This is a genomic window from Microcoleus sp. K4-B3, assembly GCF_036704615.1.
GTDB lineage: Bacteria > Cyanobacteriota > Cyanobacteriia > Cyanobacteriales > Microcoleaceae > Microcoleus.
The window spans coordinates 153754-172337 of sequence record NZ_JAUBSF010000004.1 but is presented as its reverse complement, the minus strand read 5'-3'; the positions used below and the strand labels follow the sequence as shown (position 1 = coordinate 172337).

General features: G+C 44.4%; 18 protein-coding genes. 7 read left to right on the top strand and 11 right to left on the bottom strand.

Annotation, left to right across the window (positions count from 1 at the left end):
* The 4 genes from QUA78_RS04115 to QUA78_RS04100 all read right to left on the bottom strand — a co-directional run.
* A partial coding sequence (locus QUA78_RS04115) for a HEAT repeat domain-containing protein (RefSeq protein ID WP_333398594.1) occupies positions 1-2812 on the bottom strand: 2812 nt, incomplete at its 3' end.
* A gap of 257 nt (positions 2813-3069) precedes the next feature.
* A complete protein-coding gene (locus QUA78_RS04110; protein WP_333299712.1) occupies positions 3070-4005 on the bottom strand; it encodes a fused MFS/spermidine synthase in 936 nt (311 codons plus the stop codon).
* Between the two features lie 84 nt (positions 4006-4089).
* Complete coding sequence (locus QUA78_RS04105; protein WP_333299713.1) at positions 4090-4698, bottom strand: adenylate/guanylate cyclase domain-containing protein; 609 nt, start codon at positions 4696-4698, stop codon at positions 4090-4092.
* Positions 4699-4708: 10 nt separating this feature from the next.
* Positions 4709-5440, bottom strand: a complete 732-nt coding sequence (locus QUA78_RS04100; RefSeq protein WP_333299714.1) for a response regulator — start codon at positions 5438-5440, stop codon at positions 4709-4711.
* Between the two features lie 325 nt (positions 5441-5765).
* Between QUA78_RS04100 and QUA78_RS04095 the strand changes: the two genes are divergently transcribed.
* Positions 5766-6125 carry a hypothetical protein gene (locus QUA78_RS04095; protein ID WP_333299715.1) on the top strand — a complete coding sequence of 120 codons (360 nt, stop codon included), beginning with the start codon at positions 5766-5768 and terminating at the stop codon, positions 6123-6125.
* 44 nt (positions 6126-6169) lie between these two features.
* Positions 6170-6382: a hypothetical protein gene (locus tag QUA78_RS04090; protein ID WP_333299716.1), complete on the top strand. Its 213-nt coding sequence runs from the start codon at positions 6170-6172 to the stop codon at positions 6380-6382.
* 28 nt (positions 6383-6410) lie between these two features.
* Here QUA78_RS04090 and QUA78_RS04085 read toward each other — a convergent pair whose 3' ends face one another.
* The 3 genes from QUA78_RS04085 to QUA78_RS04075 all read right to left on the bottom strand — a co-directional run bounded on the left by QUA78_RS04085 (position 6411) and on the right by QUA78_RS04075 (position 9547).
* A complete protein-coding gene (locus QUA78_RS04085) occupies positions 6411-7316 on the bottom strand; it encodes an ABC transporter substrate-binding protein (RefSeq protein WP_333299717.1) in 906 nt (301 codons plus the stop codon).
* Between the two features lie 320 nt (positions 7317-7636).
* A complete protein-coding gene (locus QUA78_RS04080) occupies positions 7637-8422 on the bottom strand; it encodes an ABC transporter ATP-binding protein (RefSeq protein ID WP_333299718.1) in 786 nt (261 codons plus the stop codon).
* A 126-nt stretch (positions 8423-8548) separates the two neighbouring features.
* The gene (locus QUA78_RS04075; protein ID WP_333299719.1) at positions 8549-9547 is read right to left on the bottom strand and encodes an iron ABC transporter permease; all 999 of its coding nucleotides are present in this window, start codon (positions 9545-9547) and stop codon (positions 8549-8551) included.
* A gap of 196 nt (positions 9548-9743) precedes the next feature.
* On the opposite strand from QUA78_RS04075, the gene QUA78_RS04070 reads away from it, so the two are divergent.
* The 4 genes from QUA78_RS04070 (at position 9744) to QUA78_RS04055 (ending at position 12248) form a co-directional block, all read left to right on the top strand.
* Positions 9744-10190, top strand: coding sequence for a SufE family protein (locus tag QUA78_RS04070; RefSeq protein WP_172189131.1), 447 nt, complete (start codon positions 9744-9746; stop codon positions 10188-10190).
* A gap of 14 nt (positions 10191-10204) precedes the next feature.
* The gene (locus QUA78_RS04065; RefSeq protein WP_333299720.1) at positions 10205-11110 is read left to right on the top strand and encodes an alpha/beta hydrolase; all 906 of its coding nucleotides are present in this window, start codon (positions 10205-10207) and stop codon (positions 11108-11110) included.
* 68 nt (positions 11111-11178) lie between these two features.
* Positions 11179-11442 (top strand): DUF6282 family protein, encoded by a 264-nt coding sequence (locus QUA78_RS04060; protein WP_333299721.1) that lies wholly within the window; start codon positions 11179-11181, stop codon positions 11440-11442.
* The gene (locus QUA78_RS04055; RefSeq protein WP_333398593.1) at positions 11439-12248 is read left to right on the top strand and encodes a DUF6282 family protein; all 810 of its coding nucleotides are present in this window, start codon (positions 11439-11441) and stop codon (positions 12246-12248) included. Before QUA78_RS04060 ends, QUA78_RS04055 begins: the two co-directional genes overlap by 4 nt.
* A gap of 30 nt (positions 12249-12278) precedes the next feature.
* Here the strand turns inward: QUA78_RS04055 and QUA78_RS04050 are convergent, their stop codons facing one another.
* Positions 12279-14552 carry a right-handed parallel beta-helix repeat-containing protein gene (locus QUA78_RS04050; RefSeq protein WP_333299723.1) on the bottom strand — a complete coding sequence of 758 codons (2274 nt, stop codon included), beginning with the start codon at positions 14550-14552 and terminating at the stop codon, positions 12279-12281.
* A 483-nt stretch (positions 14553-15035) separates the two neighbouring features.
* Positions 15036-15323, bottom strand: a complete 288-nt coding sequence (locus QUA78_RS04045) for an iron chelate uptake ABC transporter family permease subunit (RefSeq protein ID WP_333299724.1) — start codon at positions 15321-15323, stop codon at positions 15036-15038.
* On the opposite strand from QUA78_RS04045, the gene QUA78_RS04040 reads away from it, so the two are divergent.
* The gene (locus QUA78_RS04040; protein WP_333299813.1) at positions 15299-15739 is read left to right on the top strand and encodes a SufE family protein; all 441 of its coding nucleotides are present in this window, start codon (positions 15299-15301) and stop codon (positions 15737-15739) included. The genes QUA78_RS04045 and QUA78_RS04040 overlap by 25 nt on opposite strands.
* A gap of 39 nt (positions 15740-15778) precedes the next feature.
* Here the strand turns inward: QUA78_RS04040 and QUA78_RS04035 are convergent, their stop codons facing one another.
* Positions 15779-17242, bottom strand: coding sequence for an MFS transporter (locus QUA78_RS04035; RefSeq protein ID WP_333299725.1), 1464 nt, complete (start codon positions 17240-17242; stop codon positions 15779-15781).
* 82 nt (positions 17243-17324) lie between these two features.
* The gene (locus QUA78_RS04030; protein ID WP_333299726.1) at positions 17325-18473 is read right to left on the bottom strand and encodes a homocitrate synthase/isopropylmalate synthase family protein; all 1149 of its coding nucleotides are present in this window, start codon (positions 18471-18473) and stop codon (positions 17325-17327) included.
* Positions 18474-18584 lie beyond the last annotated feature (111 nt).

Genomic DNA, 18584 nt, shown 5'->3' with positions numbered 1-18584 from the left:
CGATTTTGCCTAAGGCATCTGCCGCGATCCTACGCACATCAGAGTTTGAATGTTCAACGAGTTTAAGTAATCCCGGAATCGCCTGAGCGTCACCTATTTTGCCTAAGGCATCTGCCGCGCTCCTACGCACATCAAAGTTTGAATGTTCAACGAGTTTAAGTAATCCCGGAATCGCCTGAGCGTCACCTATTTTGCCTAAGGCATATGCCGCGCTACTACGCACAAAATAGTCTGAATCTTCAACGAGTTTAAGTAATCCCGGAATCACCTTTTCGCCACCGATTTTGCCTAAGGCATCTGCCGCGCTCCTACGCACATCAGAGTCTGAATGTTCAACGAGTTTAAGTAATCCCGAAATCGCCTGAGCGTCACCTATTTTGCCTAAGGCATATGCCGCGCTCCTACGCGCATCAGAGTCTGAATCTTCAACGAGTTTAAGTAATCCCGGAATCACCTTTTCGCCACCGATTTTGCCTAAGGCATCTGCCGCCCTCCAACGCACATCAGAGTCTGAATGTTCAACGAGTTTAAGTAATCCCGGAATCGCCTGAGCGTCACCGATTTTGCCTAAGACATCTGCCGCCCTCCAACGCACATCAGAGTCTGAATCTTCAACGAGTTTAAGTAATCCCGCAATCGCCTTTTCGTCACCGATTTTACCTAAGGCATATGCCGCGATCCTACGCACATCAGACTCTGAATCTTCAACGAGTTTAAGTAATCCCGGAATCGCCTGAGCGTCACCAATTTTGCCTAAGGCATATGCCGCGATCCAACGCACATCAGAGTCTGAATGTTCAACGAGTTTAAGTAATCCCGGAATTGCCTGAGCGTCACCGATTTTGCCTAAGGCATCTGCCGCGCTACTACGCACATCAAACTCTGAATGTTTAACGAGTTTAAGTAATCCCGGAATCGCCTGAGCGTCACCGATTTTGCCTAAGGCATCTGCCGCGCTACTACGCACATCAAAGTTTGAATCTTCAACGAGTTTAAGTAATCCCGCAATCGCCTGAGCGTCACCAATTTTGCCTAAGGCATATGCCGCCCTACTACGCACATCAAAGTTTGAATCTTCAACGAGTTTAAGTAATCCCGGAATCGCCTGAGCGTCACCAATTTTGCCTAAGGCATATGCCGCGCTACTACGCAAATCAGACTCTGAAGCTTCAACGAGTTTAAGTAATCCCGCAATCGCCTGAGCGTCACCGATTTCGCCTAAGGCATATACCGCCCTACTACGCACATCAGACTCTGAATCTTCAACGAGTTTAAGTAATCCCGGAATCACCTTTTCGTCACCGATTTTGCCTAAGGCATCTGCCGCCCTCCAACGCACATCAGAGTCTGAATGTTCAGTGAGTTTAAGTAATCCCGGAATCGCCTCATCCGATCGCACTTCATCCAAAAGCTCAACCTTCAACCACCGCGGCACATCCAACTCATCCACCAACCCAACCGTGCGCTTCTGAAACTCCCGCTGCACCTCCCCCGCCAGCCGCGCCCCCAACCTCCAATCCACCTCCAATGCCAGCCGCACCACCCGCACCGCCTGCACCTCATCCCGCAACAAGGACAGCATGAACGCCAGAGGCTCCGTCCATTTAAAATAATTCAAATAGAAATGCTGCAACCGTTCATCCTCGAGCGCATCAGGATGCTTCTCAACCAAAAGTTTCAGCAAGGCCCGCGCCGCATAATACTCCTGAAATAATTGGTGATGAAACTCAATTTCCTCCGGCTTTGCCGCCACCTGCAACAGATGGTGCTCCAGCAAATCCTCTAGCCACTCCTTCGCCTTGGTTGGCGCATCCACCACCCCCCGATCGCGCAACCAGCACTCCAAAATCTCCTCAGCCCGATCGCGAGAAATCGCCACCCAGCCATCGCTGGGGGGCTGCGAGTCACCCTGCAACATCACAAAAGCCAACTGCTGCAAAACCTCCGACTTGAAGCGCCGAAAATCATCCGAAACCGACGCACCGCCCTTAAACTCCTCATACTGGCGATCGAACTCCTGAAACAACTCGCCCTTACTCTGGGGAATTTTCCCGGTATTTTTAAACACCTTACACATCATTTCCAGTAGTAACGGCGTTTCGGCAATCTCTCGCAGGCGATCGCGCAATTGTCGCAGCAGCAAATCCCCATGTTGTGGCAAATGCTTGTGCACAAACTCCCGCATCTGCGGTTGCGTCAGCGGACACATCGCCAGTTGTTGCTCAATTCCCAAAGATCCACCCAGCGCCAAATCCCGCGTCGTGAAAATCATAGGCGTATCGGAATTGTCGTCGCGAAATAGCTGCAATTCCTGTCGCCGTTGTTGCGATGGCATCTCATTCAAGCCATCCAGCAACAGCAGTAACTTGCCATCAAACAGCAAATCCTCCACCTCTGTGTCGCTCACTCTGAGCTTTGCTTGGCGAAATTCGGCACAGATTGCTTCTACGATCGAGCGATCGCTCCTCAACTGCACCAACACCGGAATCTGTCGATCGCCCTCATTGAGCGCTTCTAGTGCCAATTCCCACCGAAAACGCTGCAATACCGTCGATTTTCCCGAACCTGGCTTACCCAGCAGCAGCACTTTTCCCTGCTGCACGTACTTGCGGAGTCCCGCCAGCACTTCCAGCCGCTCGATTTTCGTTTCTGGTTTATTTTGTGCGGATCGAGGTTGCGATCGTCGATCCTCCGGTGTAATTTCCACCCGCACCTCCACCTGTAAATCCGTCAGGGTGTAGAGATGCTGTTGTTTTTTATAAGACTCAACCAGGGATTGCAGATATTTAGGAAAATCAACTGGTGTCGCCATTTGATTATAGATTTTAGAATATGGGTTTATTATAGATTTTTTCTCGATCGGCGATCGATGCTGAAAATTCGGGACAAAATCACATCATATTAAATCCGGCTTTAGTACCCCCTTTTCTCTTAGTCCCCCTCTGCTCGGACTTCGTATGTGTAGACGCGATTTCCAATCTCCGGGCTATCTCAACATCGTGAAAGCCACATCAGCAACAGGCTTTCCGGCCTGTTCCACAAAGAGTAAACCCGGACTTATTATAAATATCAGAATAACCAGCAATCAAAATAACCAGCGGGCGGCGAATCGTCATGAAAAATTTGAGCTTTGTCTAAAGTAGGTACAGCCTCCGCCAATTCTGTACCTAATTTTACTTCCTGTGATCTGTCTGTTAATGAAAATGAAAATTGATAGCCATCTTGCAAATATTTTGCCCTAGCAACAATCTCGTCTTTCTCTAAAATAGCGCTGTTAGTACCAATCAAAACGCTGTTAATATCCTTCCACGGACACACGCACACCTGAGAAAACACGCTTTGAAAAGTCTTGATTTTTTCCGCATAAAACTCATCTCTTTGCAGGATATTTACCAGCACAACTCCCTCACTTGACAAGTGTTTCTTGCAGAGTTGATAAAATTCTTTCGTGGCCAGCCGGTGAGGAAAGTAGCCGTTGCCAAAAAATACGTCGGTCATGATGATATCGTACTGCATATCGGGATTTTGCTGTTCCAGATACTCTCTGCCGTCTTGAATTGTCACACTCAGCCGATCGTCAAACTGCACCCCAAAACACTGTGTAGCTGCTTCGATCGCGATCGGATCGACATCCGCACATTCTATAACAGTTTCCGGCAAATAGTGGTGCAAAACTAAGGGAATTCTGCCGCCGCCAAAACCAGCTATGTAGATTCTTTGAGGTTGGTTTTGCCACACTAAACCCAACATCATCGCTTGGGTATATTCTGAAACTAAATGCAGTGGATTGTTGAGGTCGAAAACAGATTGCAGTAAATCTGTATGCAAATTAACTTTTTCTACTAAAGATAGCTTAATGTGCGATCGATCTTTTGTGACTGCAACATAGTGAACACCAGAATCTTTGCAAAAAATAACTTTGTCTGGCTGTTGTTGCAGCCAAGCCAGCCGCTGTTGAATGGCAGCTAAATTCATACGTTGCCAATTTTGGCGATCGTCAATCATGTAATAGCAAATCCCACTTATTTCTTAGTCTGCGCAGGCGGACGAGAGTTTGTGTAAATGCGATTTTAATCGCGGATATATAAATTAAGCAGACAGTATCCGTTTGTATGCCACCAACTCCAAACCCGAAATCGAAAAATCCACTCTTTCCCAATCTTGCTTGTCACCTTCCAAATTTTCAAAGGCTGCTGAGGTGAGCAAAATCTCTCCCCGTTCCGCTAAATCCTCTCCCAGCTTCGATGCCAGATTAAATTCGGACCCGTACATATCCTCTCCTTCCAGCATCAAAACATCGCCGCAACCAATACCAATGCAGAGGTGAATGTCCATTTCCGGCGGCAGTGTCGTGTTAACAGCCGCCGTTTGTTTCACAGAGTCGATCGCAGCTTCCACCGCCGATTTTACATCGGTAAACACTGCAAAAATATTGTCGGCTTCCTCCTTGACTACAGTACCGCCACATTCGGAAATTATCGGTTTGACAATTCCGTGCATCCGGTGAATCATTGCCAAAAAATGAATGATTCCGTATCGGACTGTCGTGCGCGAAAATCCCGACATATCCATTACTAAAATTGCGTAATTTTTACGGAAAGTTGCATTAATTTTTTCATCAATTTCCGCCATTCTTTCGGGATGTTCGTTTCTTTCTTGCAGCAACTTTTCCAAGTTAGCCCGGTTATTTGTTTTCATTTAAGTTTATTTAATTTAATTCCCAATCGCGACACAGTTCTTGAGGGCGGCCAGCAGGATGAACCGCACAGTTTAGCCCGTCCCTACCGTAATAATAATCGCAGACTTTGCAAGGTTTAGTTTGCTCTAATTTTTTCCTCAAAATTGCCCGGATTGTCTGAACTCGGTTGCGATACTTGTTGGCATTCGAGTGACTCGGTTCAATTGCCAAAGCTTGCTCGAAAGCTGCTAAGCTGGAATCGTACAATTTAATAATTTGAGGGCTGTATTTTGTCCAAGCATCGGCGTGGCTTTGATAAAGTTCGACTGTATTTAAATTTAAAATTCCGTATTCCGTCCAAGCGTCAGCAGAAGCTCGATCGAACTTAATATTGGCATTGAGCAAAACTTTTTTGATCGTTGCCAAAAGTTCCCTCGGCTGCCAAGGTTTGCTAACATAAGCCTCGGCGCGATCGCCCTGGAACCTCGAAAATAAAGCTAACTGCTGTCCTTTCCCTGTTAAAAATACCACCGGTATGTTCCGAGTTTCGGGATTAGCTTTAATTAAACGGCAAACGCCGTAGCCGTCTAAACGGGGCATTATGACATCTAATAATACTAAATCGGGGCAATTTTTCTCAAGTTTATCCAGCGCTTCCACACCGTCAGATGCCTGAATTACATTCAATCCGCTGCATCTCAACTGATGTGAAATGCACTCGCGCTGGCTGCGGGAATCTTCCACAACTAAAACTGTACTCATCACTCCCCACCTGGTTTTTGAAGTAAACTTGTCCGCTGCTGCGAGTTGTCCTTGCTGAAATCAGTTTACCCGCATAGGATGAATTTGTTATCACTCGCAATCTAAATTTACTCAAATTGCAACAAATCTTAAACAGGGAAGCAAAGGTGATACTTATCAGAAAATGCTGGTTTTCAATAGGCGGATAATTGTTCAAGGTTTTGGTAGCAAATATGCGGCTTTTAAGCATTAATAACGGCAAATCGTACTGATGTCGGACGAAAACTTTGTTGAATTGCAACAGATAATCGGCTACTGTATACGTTGAAGTTCTGAAGGACGACAAATGAATCGATTGCTCCTCACTTTATTGGTAAGTCCAACGCTGTTTGGATCTGTGATGTCTTTAAGCGCGATCGCAAATCCCGCTCAAATTACCGAAACACCAGGCCAATCGGCTGATTCGCCCAAGTGTGTGCGATCGCCCCACACTCAGCGCCTGACTTGCGTGCGCCTCCCCGCCAAAACCGCTGCTGCTAATTCTCAACCAAAAATCAGTTGGCAGCGCCCTGCTGACGAACAGGTGGCAATGCTGGACTTTTCCGAAGAAGAAAGCGATGCCGCCGTGGCGATGTTTGGCTGCGACTGCCCGGCTTGTATCAATTCCCTGCGCCAGTTGCGCGGTGTGCCGCTGTTACCGGTGTAAGGCCGATCGATCTCATATGTTGCACCATTGTCAATTAACCTTTTATGAACAGGCAAGATGCCTGTTCCACAAGAAAATTTATCTTTTGTGGAACAGGCATCTTGCCTGTTGCTGACAATGGTGCAGGATATCAGATCGGTCAGACAGCATTGGGAGTCAGGCTTAAAAACCAGGTTTCCGATCGCTGCGCGCTTTTGAGTGCCTTTAGCTTTCTCACTTTTAGAGAAATTGTAGTCAATTTGTTCCATGATTTCTAGAGATTTTTTATCTCTCAAAACCGGGTCTCTACTTTTTAGCTAGAACTTGTTTAAGTTGAGCAGTTGCTTGCTCAATTTTTTCGATACTACCTGGGTTGACCAATCCGTAGTAGTCAAAAACGTAAACTCGATTATTTTTTGTGGCTGTTAGTTGATTCCAAAATGAATCAGATTTATATTGGTCTAAAATTCCTTCTCCCCGATCGACTACAATGATTACTTCGGGATTAGCCTCTAAAATCTTTTCCGCTGAAAGCGTCACGTAGCCTCGCACGGGGCTATCTCCTTGCACTTGGGCTGCGACATTTTTCACGTTAAACTTACCCAGCAAATCTCCAGCCCAACTGCTTTGATTGGGCGATAAAATCGGTTGTCTGCTTACCAAAACTAAAGTGGCGGGGCTTTGATTCGGGATCTCTGATAAAAATGTTTGGTAGCGTTTTAACAGAGGTTCGGGATTGGCATTGAGGGATTTAGCTAAAGTTGTTGTTAACTCTTCTAGGGATGTCCAGCTATCAACTTGAGTGAGTAAAGTTTTAATTCCAAGCTGCTGCAATTTTTGCATTGTTTGGTCGTGAAATCCCGACGCACCAACCACCAAATCCGGTTTCAATGCGATGATTTTTTCCAAATTGGGAGGGGTACGTTCGCCAGTGACTGCGGTAATTCCTGTAAATTTGGGGTTGCTGCTGACTAATTTGCTGCCGGGAATTCCTACAAGTTTGGTTTTGTCGAGTTGATGGATAATATCGGCGGTTAAAGGTGTTAAAGCTACAATTTTTTGTACTGATTCGCTGTTAGTTGTTTGTGGCTGATTTGCTGGCGCAACAGCAGTAGTTGATTGCTGAATTTGGGGTGGAGTGGCCGCGGAGCAAGCGGTAAATGCTAAACTCAGCAACAGGATAGCGGTACGATAAAAAAAAGTTTTGTACATAGTTTAGGCTGGAGTTACAGCGAGTTTAGGCGCGGTTGAGACAGAATTGACGGGAAGTTCGATCGCACTTTAGCGCTTAATGATTTAAATATCAATAGTTTACGGTAGATTTTGTATAAAAAACCGCCTTTGTTGCCTGAATGCAAATTTTTTAAGTATCTCTTAAGTTTTATTCTACCCTGGGAAATCAAGACTAGGCAATAGTTTAAAGCCTGTGGCACTCAGATAGAACAGCGGATTGCGGCAATCAGTTAATAGAAATAATTATGAGTAAATTGAGAACTTAGTGCTAGGGCAAGGTTATACTTATCATAAAAATATTAAGTGTGAAGAGTAGGAGCGATCGCACAAATCTGCAAGCCTACAGAAGTTTCTAAAATGATAGCTTCTACGCCAAAAATCTGAGCTAAATTATCAGGAGTTAAAACTTCTGCGGGAGTTCCTACACAAAAAAGTTCCCCTTTATTTAACATAGCAATCCGCGAACTGTACCTGGCAGCTAAATTAATTTCATGCAGCACCGTAATAATCGTCAATTTTTGTTTTAGATTTAGTTGGTTAAGCAACTCTAACAATTGCAACTGATAGCAAATATCTAAATAAGTCGTAGGTTCATCTAATAGCAAAACTTGCGGACTTTGAGCCAAAGCTAAGGCGAGGAAAGCGCGCTGGCGTTCGCCTCCTGAGAGTTGTTCGACAGGGCGATCGCGAAATTCCTCAATCCCAGTTTGAGCGATCGCAACCTCCACCTTTTCCGCATCTTCCTTACTCAATTCCCACTGCCACCAACCCTGGTGAGGAGAACGCCCCAAACTAACTAATTGCCTTACGGTCAAACCTTCCGGTACTGTTTGCTGCTGCGGCAAAATCGCTAATTTTTGAGCGACAACAGCAGCAGGTTGAGTATGAATTGCTTTGCCGTCGAGCAACACACTTCCTTGCTGCGGAGTTAGGATGCGGCTAACTAACTTCAAGAAAGTAGACTTACCAGAACCGTTGGCACCGATGAGACTCAACCACTCACCAGGTTGTAAAGATAAAGTGATGTTGTGGGCGATCGCAACTTCGCCGTAACCACCAGTTAAATTTTGAATTTCTAAAGACATTATATTTTGTTATTGGTTATTGGTTATTGGTAATCGGTAATCGGTAATTAATTGTGCGTCTTCCTTCTTCCCTCTTCCTTCTTCCTTCTGCCTTCTTCCTTCTGCCTTCTGCCTTCTTCCTTCTTATTAATAACTAGAACGCCGATAAAGCAGCCAAACAAACAGCGGAGAACCCAACAAAGCCGTAACCGTACCCACAGGCAATTCTACCGCACCCAAACGAGCCAAAAAATCCGCAAAAGTCAACACCCAAGCACCGCCAATCGCACTCAGCGGCAACACAAAGCGATAATCATTACCAACCAACAAACGCACCCCGTGAGGCACAACCAATCCCACAAAACCAATCAATCCGCCGATGCTGACAGCACTCGCAGCGAGCAAAGTAGCAACACCCCCAATCAACAAGCGCGATCGCACCAGCGAAACCCCCAAACCAACAGCTAAATCGTCGCCCAAAGCCAGCAAATTTATCGATCGACCCAAAAAACATCCTAACAGCAAAGCAGCCAAAATATAAGGTGCTGCCACCTGCAAATCCGACCAACCGCGACCGTTCAAACTGCCGATCAACCAATTCAAAGCAGCTTGCAAGCGGCTGTCTTCAGCTAACAGCAGCAGTGTAGTTTGTATTGCCCCAAACAGAGAACTCACAGCCACACCAGCTAAAACCAAACGTTCAACAGAAATCCCCGTTTTAGTTTTTCCCAAAAAGTAGACCAGCATCGAAGTTAAAATAGCACCTATCCAAGCCGCCAAAGGCACCCAAGTTTGAAATATTCCCAAAGTCAGCATGGTAATCGCAACCAACCCTGCACCCGCCGAAATTCCTAATACAAAAGGATCGGCTAAACCGTTGCGGAGCAAACCTTGCAGCAAAGCCCCCGACATTCCTAAAGCCGCACCAACCGTCAGCGCTGCCGCCACTCTGGGCAAACGCAATTCCCAGAAAATAGTTTGATTGACAGCATCACCTCGGTGCAGAAATGCTTGCCACAATTGATCGGCACTCATCGGCACCGCACCAAAAGAAAGCGAAAGGGCGATGGTTAAGAGCAAACCCAATCCTAAGAATACAACTGCCTGAAAAACTCGATATTTTAGCCAGATTTTTTGCAGATTCACTACATTACACCACAATCTTGATTAACAGCACTAAATACCATATTTCCTCTGTTTTGAATGCTCGAACTCGTTAACTACAATAACAATAACCGCTTCACCTGAAGAAGGCTTGAGTGGGAGCAGATGAGCAGGCGATCGCACCCGTCGGCAAAATTAAATGTATAATATTAACGAAGTAAACCGCTACAAGTGAATCATGTCCGCAAACACCGCGCTACCCGCAGCCCTAGCTAAAATCGTCCAGCGCTTTCAGCGACACTCCGATCCGAAACAGCGCTACGAACAACTGCTGTGGTATGCCAAGAGACTCCCAGCATTTCCCGAAAGCGACAAACTGCCGGAAAACAAAGTTTCTGGCTGCGTGTCGCAAGTTTATATTACTGCAAATTTGGCAGACGGAAAAGTTCTTTATCAAGGCGATTCAGACGCTCAGTTAGTCAAAGGATTAGTTGGCTTGCTGGTGGAAGGTTTGAGCGGATTAACGCCTGCTGAAATTGTCACCATTACCCCAGATTTTATTCAAGACACGGGCTTGAATGTGAGTCTGACACCTTCCCGCGCTAACGGATTTTACAACATCTTTCAAATGATGAAAAATAAGGCACTTGCTTGTGAATTGAGCAAGCAAGCAGAAGCAAATTAAAAGAATAAACAGCCATGACTCAAACTACAAATTTAACAAAATCAGGTTCTGGCAACTATCCCGCCGCTGTTCAAGAATATCTCTGGAATTGGAAAGAAACGCAAATCAAAGTTATTTACGAAACCAGAGGACAGGGAAATCCTGTATTGCTGCTGCCTGCTTTCAGTACGGTTTCCACGCGAGAAGAAATGCGTCCTTTAGCAGAATTGTTAGCTCCTAAATTTCAAGTTGTGAGCTTAGATTGGCCGGGTTTTGGCGAATCTGATCGCCCGCGAACCGACTATCAACCGCAATTATACCATCAATTTCTCAAGGATTTTGTTGAGGCAATTTTTAATAGTCCGGTTGCTGTAGTTGCAGCAGGTCATGCTGCGGGTTATGTGATGCAATTAGCGCAATCAAAGCCCAATGTTTGGTCAAAGATTGTGTTAGCTGCGCCGACTTGGCGCGGGCCTTTGCCGACGATGAGCAAACAGCAAAGCGGGTGGCACGGAATTGTGAGAGAATTAGTACGATCGCCCTTAATCGGTCAATTCCTTTACAAACTGAATACTGCACCGTCATTCCTCAGTCTCATGTACCGCCGCCACGTCTATGTGGATGCTGCAAAAGTCACGCCCGATTTCATCCAAGGCAAATGGCAAGTGACGCAAAAACCCGGTGCTCGGTACGGTTCCGCTGCCTTTGTGACTGGTGGTTTAGATCCGGCAAAAGTGCGATCGGAATTTACAGATAAATTTCAACAATTAGCAGTACCGGTGATGGTTGTAATTGCTGAGAATGCGCCGCCAAAATCAAAGGCTGAAATGGAAGCATTAACGGAATTACCGGGTGTTGAATCGCGAGTTATTTCTGGTTCTTTGGGTATGCACGAAGAGAATGCAGCAGCTTTAGCAAATGCGGTTAAATCTTTTATTTGAGAGAATTAAGAGGGAATGAACCGCAGAGGGCGCAGAGAACGCAGAGGGGAGAAGGGAAGAGGGGATGAATGCAAGGTGTTTTTTTTACGTTAGTTTGGATAGTTTGCTATTGGTTTTGTCTGCCAGTTTATGCTGTCGGAGATTCGCCGATAATCAATTTGCCACAGAGTACGATCGAAAGTGCGATCGACTTTCACATTCATTCTTCTCCTGATGTGATTCCCCGCAGATTAGACGATTTTGAAGTAGCGAAATTAGCTGCTAGGGCGAAGATGAAAGCTGTTGTATCGAAAGTGCGATCGACTTTCACATTCATTCTTCTCCTGATGTGATTCCCCGCAGATTAGACGATTTTGAAGTAGCGAAATTAGCTGCTAGGGCGAAGATGAAAGCTGTTGTATTGAAAAATCATTATGCCAGCACAGCAGCGCGGGCAGTTTTGGTGAATAAAATAGTACCAGAAATCGAAGTTTTTGGGGGAGTCGTTCTCAATCATTCGGTAGGCGGAATTAATCCCGATGCTGTAGATGCAATGCACCGCATCGGTGGCAAATACGGTAAAGTAGTGTGGCTGCCAACGGTTGATGCTGAGCATCACTTGCAGGTTTTTCACAAGTCGGGAATTGGGATTAAAGTTGCGGAAAAGGGCAAGGTTTTACCGGAAACAGCAGCGGTGTTGAAGATTGTAGCAAAAGAGAATTTGGTATTGGAAACTGGTCATATTTCCTCAGAAGAAGTGATGGCGGTTGTCAGTGCAGCCAACCTGCTCAACATTAAAAACATCCTGATTACCCACGCAATGGCGGATGTACCCGGTTTGTCTCTAGAAAATATGCAAACAGCCGCCGCAGCCGGAGCTTTCTTAGAACTCGCATTTGTCAACGATTTAATGGGAGAAAATGCCGCTGATGAGGGACACAAAAACTGGCATCAAGTTTCTATTAGTAAGATGGCAGCAGCGATTAAACTAATCGGAGCGGAGCATTTTGTTATGAGCACAGATTTGGGCAGAAAACCCGATCCTTTACCTGCGGAAGGTTACAAATTATTTGTGGAAAAGTTGATAGATGAAGGCATTTCTCAGCGCGAAATATATTTAATGATGAAGGAAAATCCAGCTCGTTTGTTAGGCATTTAGGCGTTTGGTGCAGCGGTGCACCCTACATGACTATTCTTGATTGCCTTTGCCGCGCACGTGTCCGTTATCTACAATGCGCCAAGCACCCCCAGCATTGCCCGTTAAATCGCAATCTTCCACGGTAGCAATGCCATCTCTGTAAACGGCGATCGCCTCACCTTGATTACCATTAATCCGACACCGGCGCACGATCAATTTTCCTCTCAATCCGACACCTATTCCCAAACTGCCGTTGTCAAAAATACTGCAATCTTCCACCGTTGCTTTCCCATCATCCGATATAAAAATTCCGTTCCATACCCCATCATGAATTTGACTGCGGCGGAGGATAGAATTTGCCTCGGGGCCGGAAATTCCTATAACAGAATAGTCCGCAGAAGTGATATCGCTGTCTTCTACGATCAACTCGCCTTTGCGAATATCTATAGCGTAATATTTTCCTGTTGCGATCAGCGTTAAACCCCGCACTAAAACACTGTCAGTTGCCATTTTAATGCAGTTGGAGTTGATACTTTCAACAACAATGCGATCGACCTCTCCACTGCCGATAATTTCTACCGATTTGTCGAGAATTAGACTTTCGCGATAAACGCCTGGATGCACCTCAATGCGCGTGTCCGGTGCTGCATTTTTCAGGGCTTCGCTAATAGTAGTATAATCGCCTTGACCCTGCTGAGAAACAACAAATTCTTTACTCTTCCAAACTTTGGTATCTGAAGTAGATGCTTCAATTTGCCCTGATTCCGAGTCAAAATGCTCAGATTGTCGATCGCCCGCTTCGGAAAGTTGCGATCTTAGCTGCAAGCGTTCTTGATAAACTGTCTCTAACTGATGTTCTAACTCGGATACTTGAGATTGAAGTTGAGCTTGATTCAGGTTGGCTGTCTCGATTTGACTTTGAATTTCCGAGAGTTGAGAATAAAGGTGCGAGCGTTCTGTGTTAGCAGTTTCTAGCTGAACTTCTAATTCAGAGCGGCTTTGACGCACACTTTCTAACTGATTTTCTAAGTCGGATACTTGAGATTGAAGTTGAGTTTGATTGTGATTAGCTGTCTCGATTTGACTTTGAATTTCCGAGAGTTGAGAATAAAGGTGCGAGCGTTCTGTGTTAGCAGTTTCTAGCTGAACTTCTAATTCAGAGCGGCTTTGACGCACACTTTCTAACTGATTTTCTAAGTCGGATACTTGAGATTGAATTTGATTTTGATTGTGATTAGCTGTTTCGATTTGACTTTGGAATTCTGAGAGTTGAGAATAAAGTTGCGAGCGTTCTGTGTGAGCAGTTTCTAATTGAGCTTGCAGTTCCGATAACTGAGACTGAAGTTGCGATTTATCTCCTTCACTGCGATTTATATGAGCCTGCAATTCTGACAACTGAGACAGCAGTTTTTCTCGCTCTTTAACAACTATTTCTGATTGACTTTGTACTTCATTAACTTGAGAGATTAACTGCATTTTATCCAGATTAGCAGCTTCTAACTGTCTTTCCAGTTCTAATAGTTCAAATTGAGATTGCTTTGCTTGTTGGCGATCGGTTTGCAATTGAGAGTTGAGTATTTCGCGTTCTTGCTCTGCCCTTTCCAATTGAGCTTGTAGCTCAGACAATTCAGAAGTAAATTGCGATCGCTCTGCTTCGACTAATTGCAGTTGAGCTTGCAAGCCCGAAAGTTGAGACTGAAGTTGCTCCCCCTCTTCAATTGAGCGATCGAACTTAATTTGAATTTCCAACAACTGGTTTTGTAGCTGCAATCTGGTTTGACTAGCAGTTTGCAACTGACTCTCAAATTCAGACAGCAGAGCGTGAAATTGAGAACGTTCTGCATCAACCGTTTCTAACTCTGCTTGCATTTCCAGTAATTGAGCGTTAAGTTGCGATCGCTCCTGCTCCGCAACTTCTAACTGAGATTTAAGTTCTGCCACTTCTGCTAACTGGGACTCAGCTTGTTGAGCATTTTCTAGCTGAAACTGCAAATCAGCAATCAGAGCATCAATTTGCGATCGCTCCCGGGCAATTCCTGCCAAAAATTCTTCCATTTCCGACACTTGATTTTTTAACAATTCTTGCTCGCGAGTCACAGTTTCCAACCGACTTTGCAACTGGGACAATTCAGAATTTAGCTGATTTTCATTCTGCACCTTTTGCCGCAATTCCGAAGTTCGGGCATCCAACTGAGCAGCCAAATTGGATATAGCCTCCTGCGAACCCTGCATCAGCACCAAATTGCGTGAATTTCGCTTATTCAAAATTAGCCAGCAGACTAAGGCCCCGCCTCCAAATCCTATGACTAAAAGTAATGCTTCCATTTGTTTTATCTAATTGATATAAATTGAGGAATCTTGATGCTTGCCCAAAAAATGGACATCAACAAATCGTTATCTTACTCAAATCTATCACAACTTGCAAGCCTGTATTAACTTGGTTCAACAATTTATATTTATTTACAAATACCTTTTGTTTACAGGTAAGGTGCGCCATCCGCACCCTGCAAGCCCGATTAATGCAGCAAATCCACAAGATGAGGAATAATCTCGATATGCTGAGTCAGCAAATAATCCCAGTAACCCCCAGTTAATTTTTTAATTTCTAAAGACATTGTATTTTGTTATTGGTTATTGGTTATTGGTAATCGGTAATTAATTTTGCGTCTTCCTTCTTCCCTCTTCCTTCTTCCCTCTTCCCTCTTCCTTCTTCCTTCTTCCTTCTTTCCTACTGACTAGAACGCCGATAAAGCAGCCAGACAAACAGCGGAGAACCCAACAAAGCCGTAACCCTACCCACAGGCAATTCTACGGTACCCAACCCAAACGAGCCAAAAAATCAGCAAAAGTCAACACCCAAGCACCGCCGATCGCACTCATCGGCAACATAAACCGATAATCATTACCAACCAACAAACGCACCCCGTGAGGCACAACCAATCCCACAAAACCAATCAATCCGCCGATGCTGACAGCACTCGCAGCTAGCAAAGTAGCAACCCCCCAATCAATAAGCGCGATCGCAGCGAAACCCCCAAACCAACAGCTAAATCGTCGCCCAAAGGCAGCAAATTTATCGATCGACGCTACCCGCACCCCTAGCTAAAATCGTCCAGCGCTTTCAGCGACACTCCGACCCGAAACAGCGCTACGAACAACTGCTGTGGTATGCCAAGAGACTCCCAGCATTTCCCGAAAGCGATAAACTGCCGGAAAACAAAGTTTCTGGCTGCGTGCCGCAAGTTTATATTACTGCAAATTTGGCAGACGGAAAAGTTTTGTATCAAGGCGATTCAGACGCTCAGTTAGTCAAAGGATTAGTTGGCTTGCTGGTGGAAGGTTTGAGCGGATTAACGCCTGCTGAAATAGTCACCATTACCCCAGATTTTATTCAAGACACGGGATTGAATGTGAGTCTGATATTTTCCCGCGCTAACGGATTTTACAACATTTTTCAAATGAAAAAGAAAGCGCTGGAATCCCAGGGAAGTGAGCAATCCGAACAGAATTAAGCATTAAAAATCCTCACTAAAATCAACAGCAAATGATTTTTATAGCAGAGCCGCTTTTGTATTCTGTATCCACCAAAACAAAGTTGCAAACATTGTCGAAACTATTAATAAAACCCCTAGCACCAAAAAAGTAGTATGTGTAGCAAAAAGTAATGCTTGTACAGGCGCATTGCTAATATCGATATTGGGTGCAAAATTAGCGCTAAAACTTGTGGTAAAGAAGAACAAAGCACCTACTATTGGTACTCCCAGCATCTGCCCTAATATCCGCGAAAATGACAACAATCCCGAAGCAATACCTAATCGCTCTTTTGGTGCGGCTCCCATAATAGAGCTATTGTTAGGAGAGTTGAACATCGCCACTCCTACCCCATAGGGAATAATCCCCAAAATATACTTGATGACAGTTAATTCAGTATCAAATCTGCTGATTAAAAAACATCCAATTGCCATAAATAGTAGACCCATTAAAGTAATTAGCTGCGTGCCAAAACGGTCGGAAAGAATACCCGAAATAGGCGCAGTCGTCACAATCAGAAGTGACGGTACTACCATTAAAAAACCAGATTTTTGAGTTGAATAGTGTTCAAGGAAGGTGAAGAAAAAAGGAAGGATGAAGATGACACCTGCGATCGCGAAATTTGCAATAAAACGTAGCGTTAAGCCCAGGCTAAACTCTACGGATTGAAAGATTTTCAATTCGATCATTGGTGCTGCTATTCGGGATTCAAACCATAAAAAGCCAATCAAGCTGACGACAGAAAAACCCAGCATATTTATGGCAATATAAGAATTACCCTTCTGTAATAGGGTAATGCCAAGAATAAAAGAAGTTAAGACGATGGTCAATATCAGCGTACCGATGATATCAAAGTTTTCGGGGTTTCCACTAATTGCAGAATTCGGTACAAAAAAAGCCACAATCAAAATGGCAACAATCCCAATCGGAACATTCACCCAGAAAATTAAAGGCCAGCCTCCCACACTCATCAGCACTCCTCCTACCATGGGCCCCAAGGTAATCCCCATTCCGTAAATTCCCGCTCTAATACCTAGTCCCAGTCCCCGCTCTGCCGCTGGAAATGCCTCCACAATCATCGCAGTTCCCAAGCCAGATAAAAACGCAGCACCTACTCCTTGCAATCCTCGAAACGCTATTAAAAACCAGACATTTGGCGCCATGCCACACAATAGTGAACTGATCGTAAAGATTGTTAAGCCAATAATGTACAATCGCTTTTTGTTCCAGATATCACCTAATTTTGATACCAATATTACAAATATGGCGATTGCCAGCAAGTAACTTAAAACTATCCATTGACTCGTGGCAAAACTGGTATGGAGAGATTCAACCATCACTGGCAAAGCCAAGTTAACTATATACACATCCAAAGCAAAAATGAATACACCAATACCAATACCAACTGTAGTCCACCATTTTTCAGATGTTTTCTTCTCTTCTGGCCTTAATTCGTTCGAGTTTTCTGTTGGGGTTATTGACATTATTACTATCTAGGGAGAGGTGGGTATTATTCTGAAAACATCCAAAATATAGCATTTTTCACTGGGTAGGTGCTACTGTAAATTAGCAATTATCAATTATTTCTATAAATTCTTTCTCGATATCGATTGGGGTTCCTCTTTTAGCAATTTCTTTAATTTCTTTAAGAATCTTAGCTACTAAATATTTGTTTTCAGCCAGTTCCTCTCTGCCAATCTGCTTTAGAGCTAATTCTACAGCAGTAAATCCCGATTGCATCCCTAATGCTATACTACTTTTAATTCCCAAAATTTCTGGATTTAAACTTTGATAGAGGCGCTCATCTTTTGCCATTGCCGTAACGTGAACACCTGCATAATGGGTAAAAGCATTTTTCCCCACGGCAGGGTGATGAGGAGAAATAGGTACATGAGAATACTCGCTTACCAAATTATACAAATCTTTCAAATATCCTAGTTTCCAAAATTTTTTGTCCTCAATAAGGTCGGATAAATTGATTAGTAACTCAGCCAAATCCACTATACCAGCTCTTTCCCCTAGTCCCATCACGCTGACATCAATAATATCTATTCCCGCTCTGTAGGCATCCAAGGCATTTGCTAAAGCTAAACCTCGGTCGTTGTGGCAATGAACTTCTATTTGTGGATATAATTCTCGTTTGGCTAGTTCCTCCTTCAGGATTTTGACAAAATAATAAATACTGCGTTTTTGTTGAAATGGGGTTGTATATCCAGTGGTATCAGCTATGCTGATTATATTAGCTCCAGCCTGCACTGCTGCACTAGCCGCCTCAATCACATTTTTCATAGGAGAGCGAACTGTATCTTCCGGCGTATAGCGAATCAATAAACTATCATTCTGCTCTCTAGCATAAGTTATTACTTCCACAATTTTATCTAGGGCTTCATCTAAACAGATATTATAGTCGCATTGCAATCGTTGAGAGGATACACTAAAAAACACGCCTAAAAAGCTGACATTACAATCCAGGGCTTTTTTAACATCATCTATTCGGCACAGCGAATGAGCGCCTATTTTTGCTTTTAGTCCAGCATTGGCAATGCGGGTAACGGCTAAAGCAATTTCGCTATCTACAGCAGGATTGCCAGCTTCAATAATATCAACTCCTATGTGGTCTAAAAACTCCGCAATTTTTAACTTTGTTTCAGGATCGAAATAAACTCCAGGGGTTTGTTCTCCCTCTCTCAAGGTAGAATCAAGAATTTGAATCATAATCTACGGTCAATTTAGGTACTAACAAAATCTTGAAAAAGGGGCTGGCATCGGCGAGGGCGCAATACCTTATACAAACTTGAGCCATGACCCCCAATAGATATCTCCAAA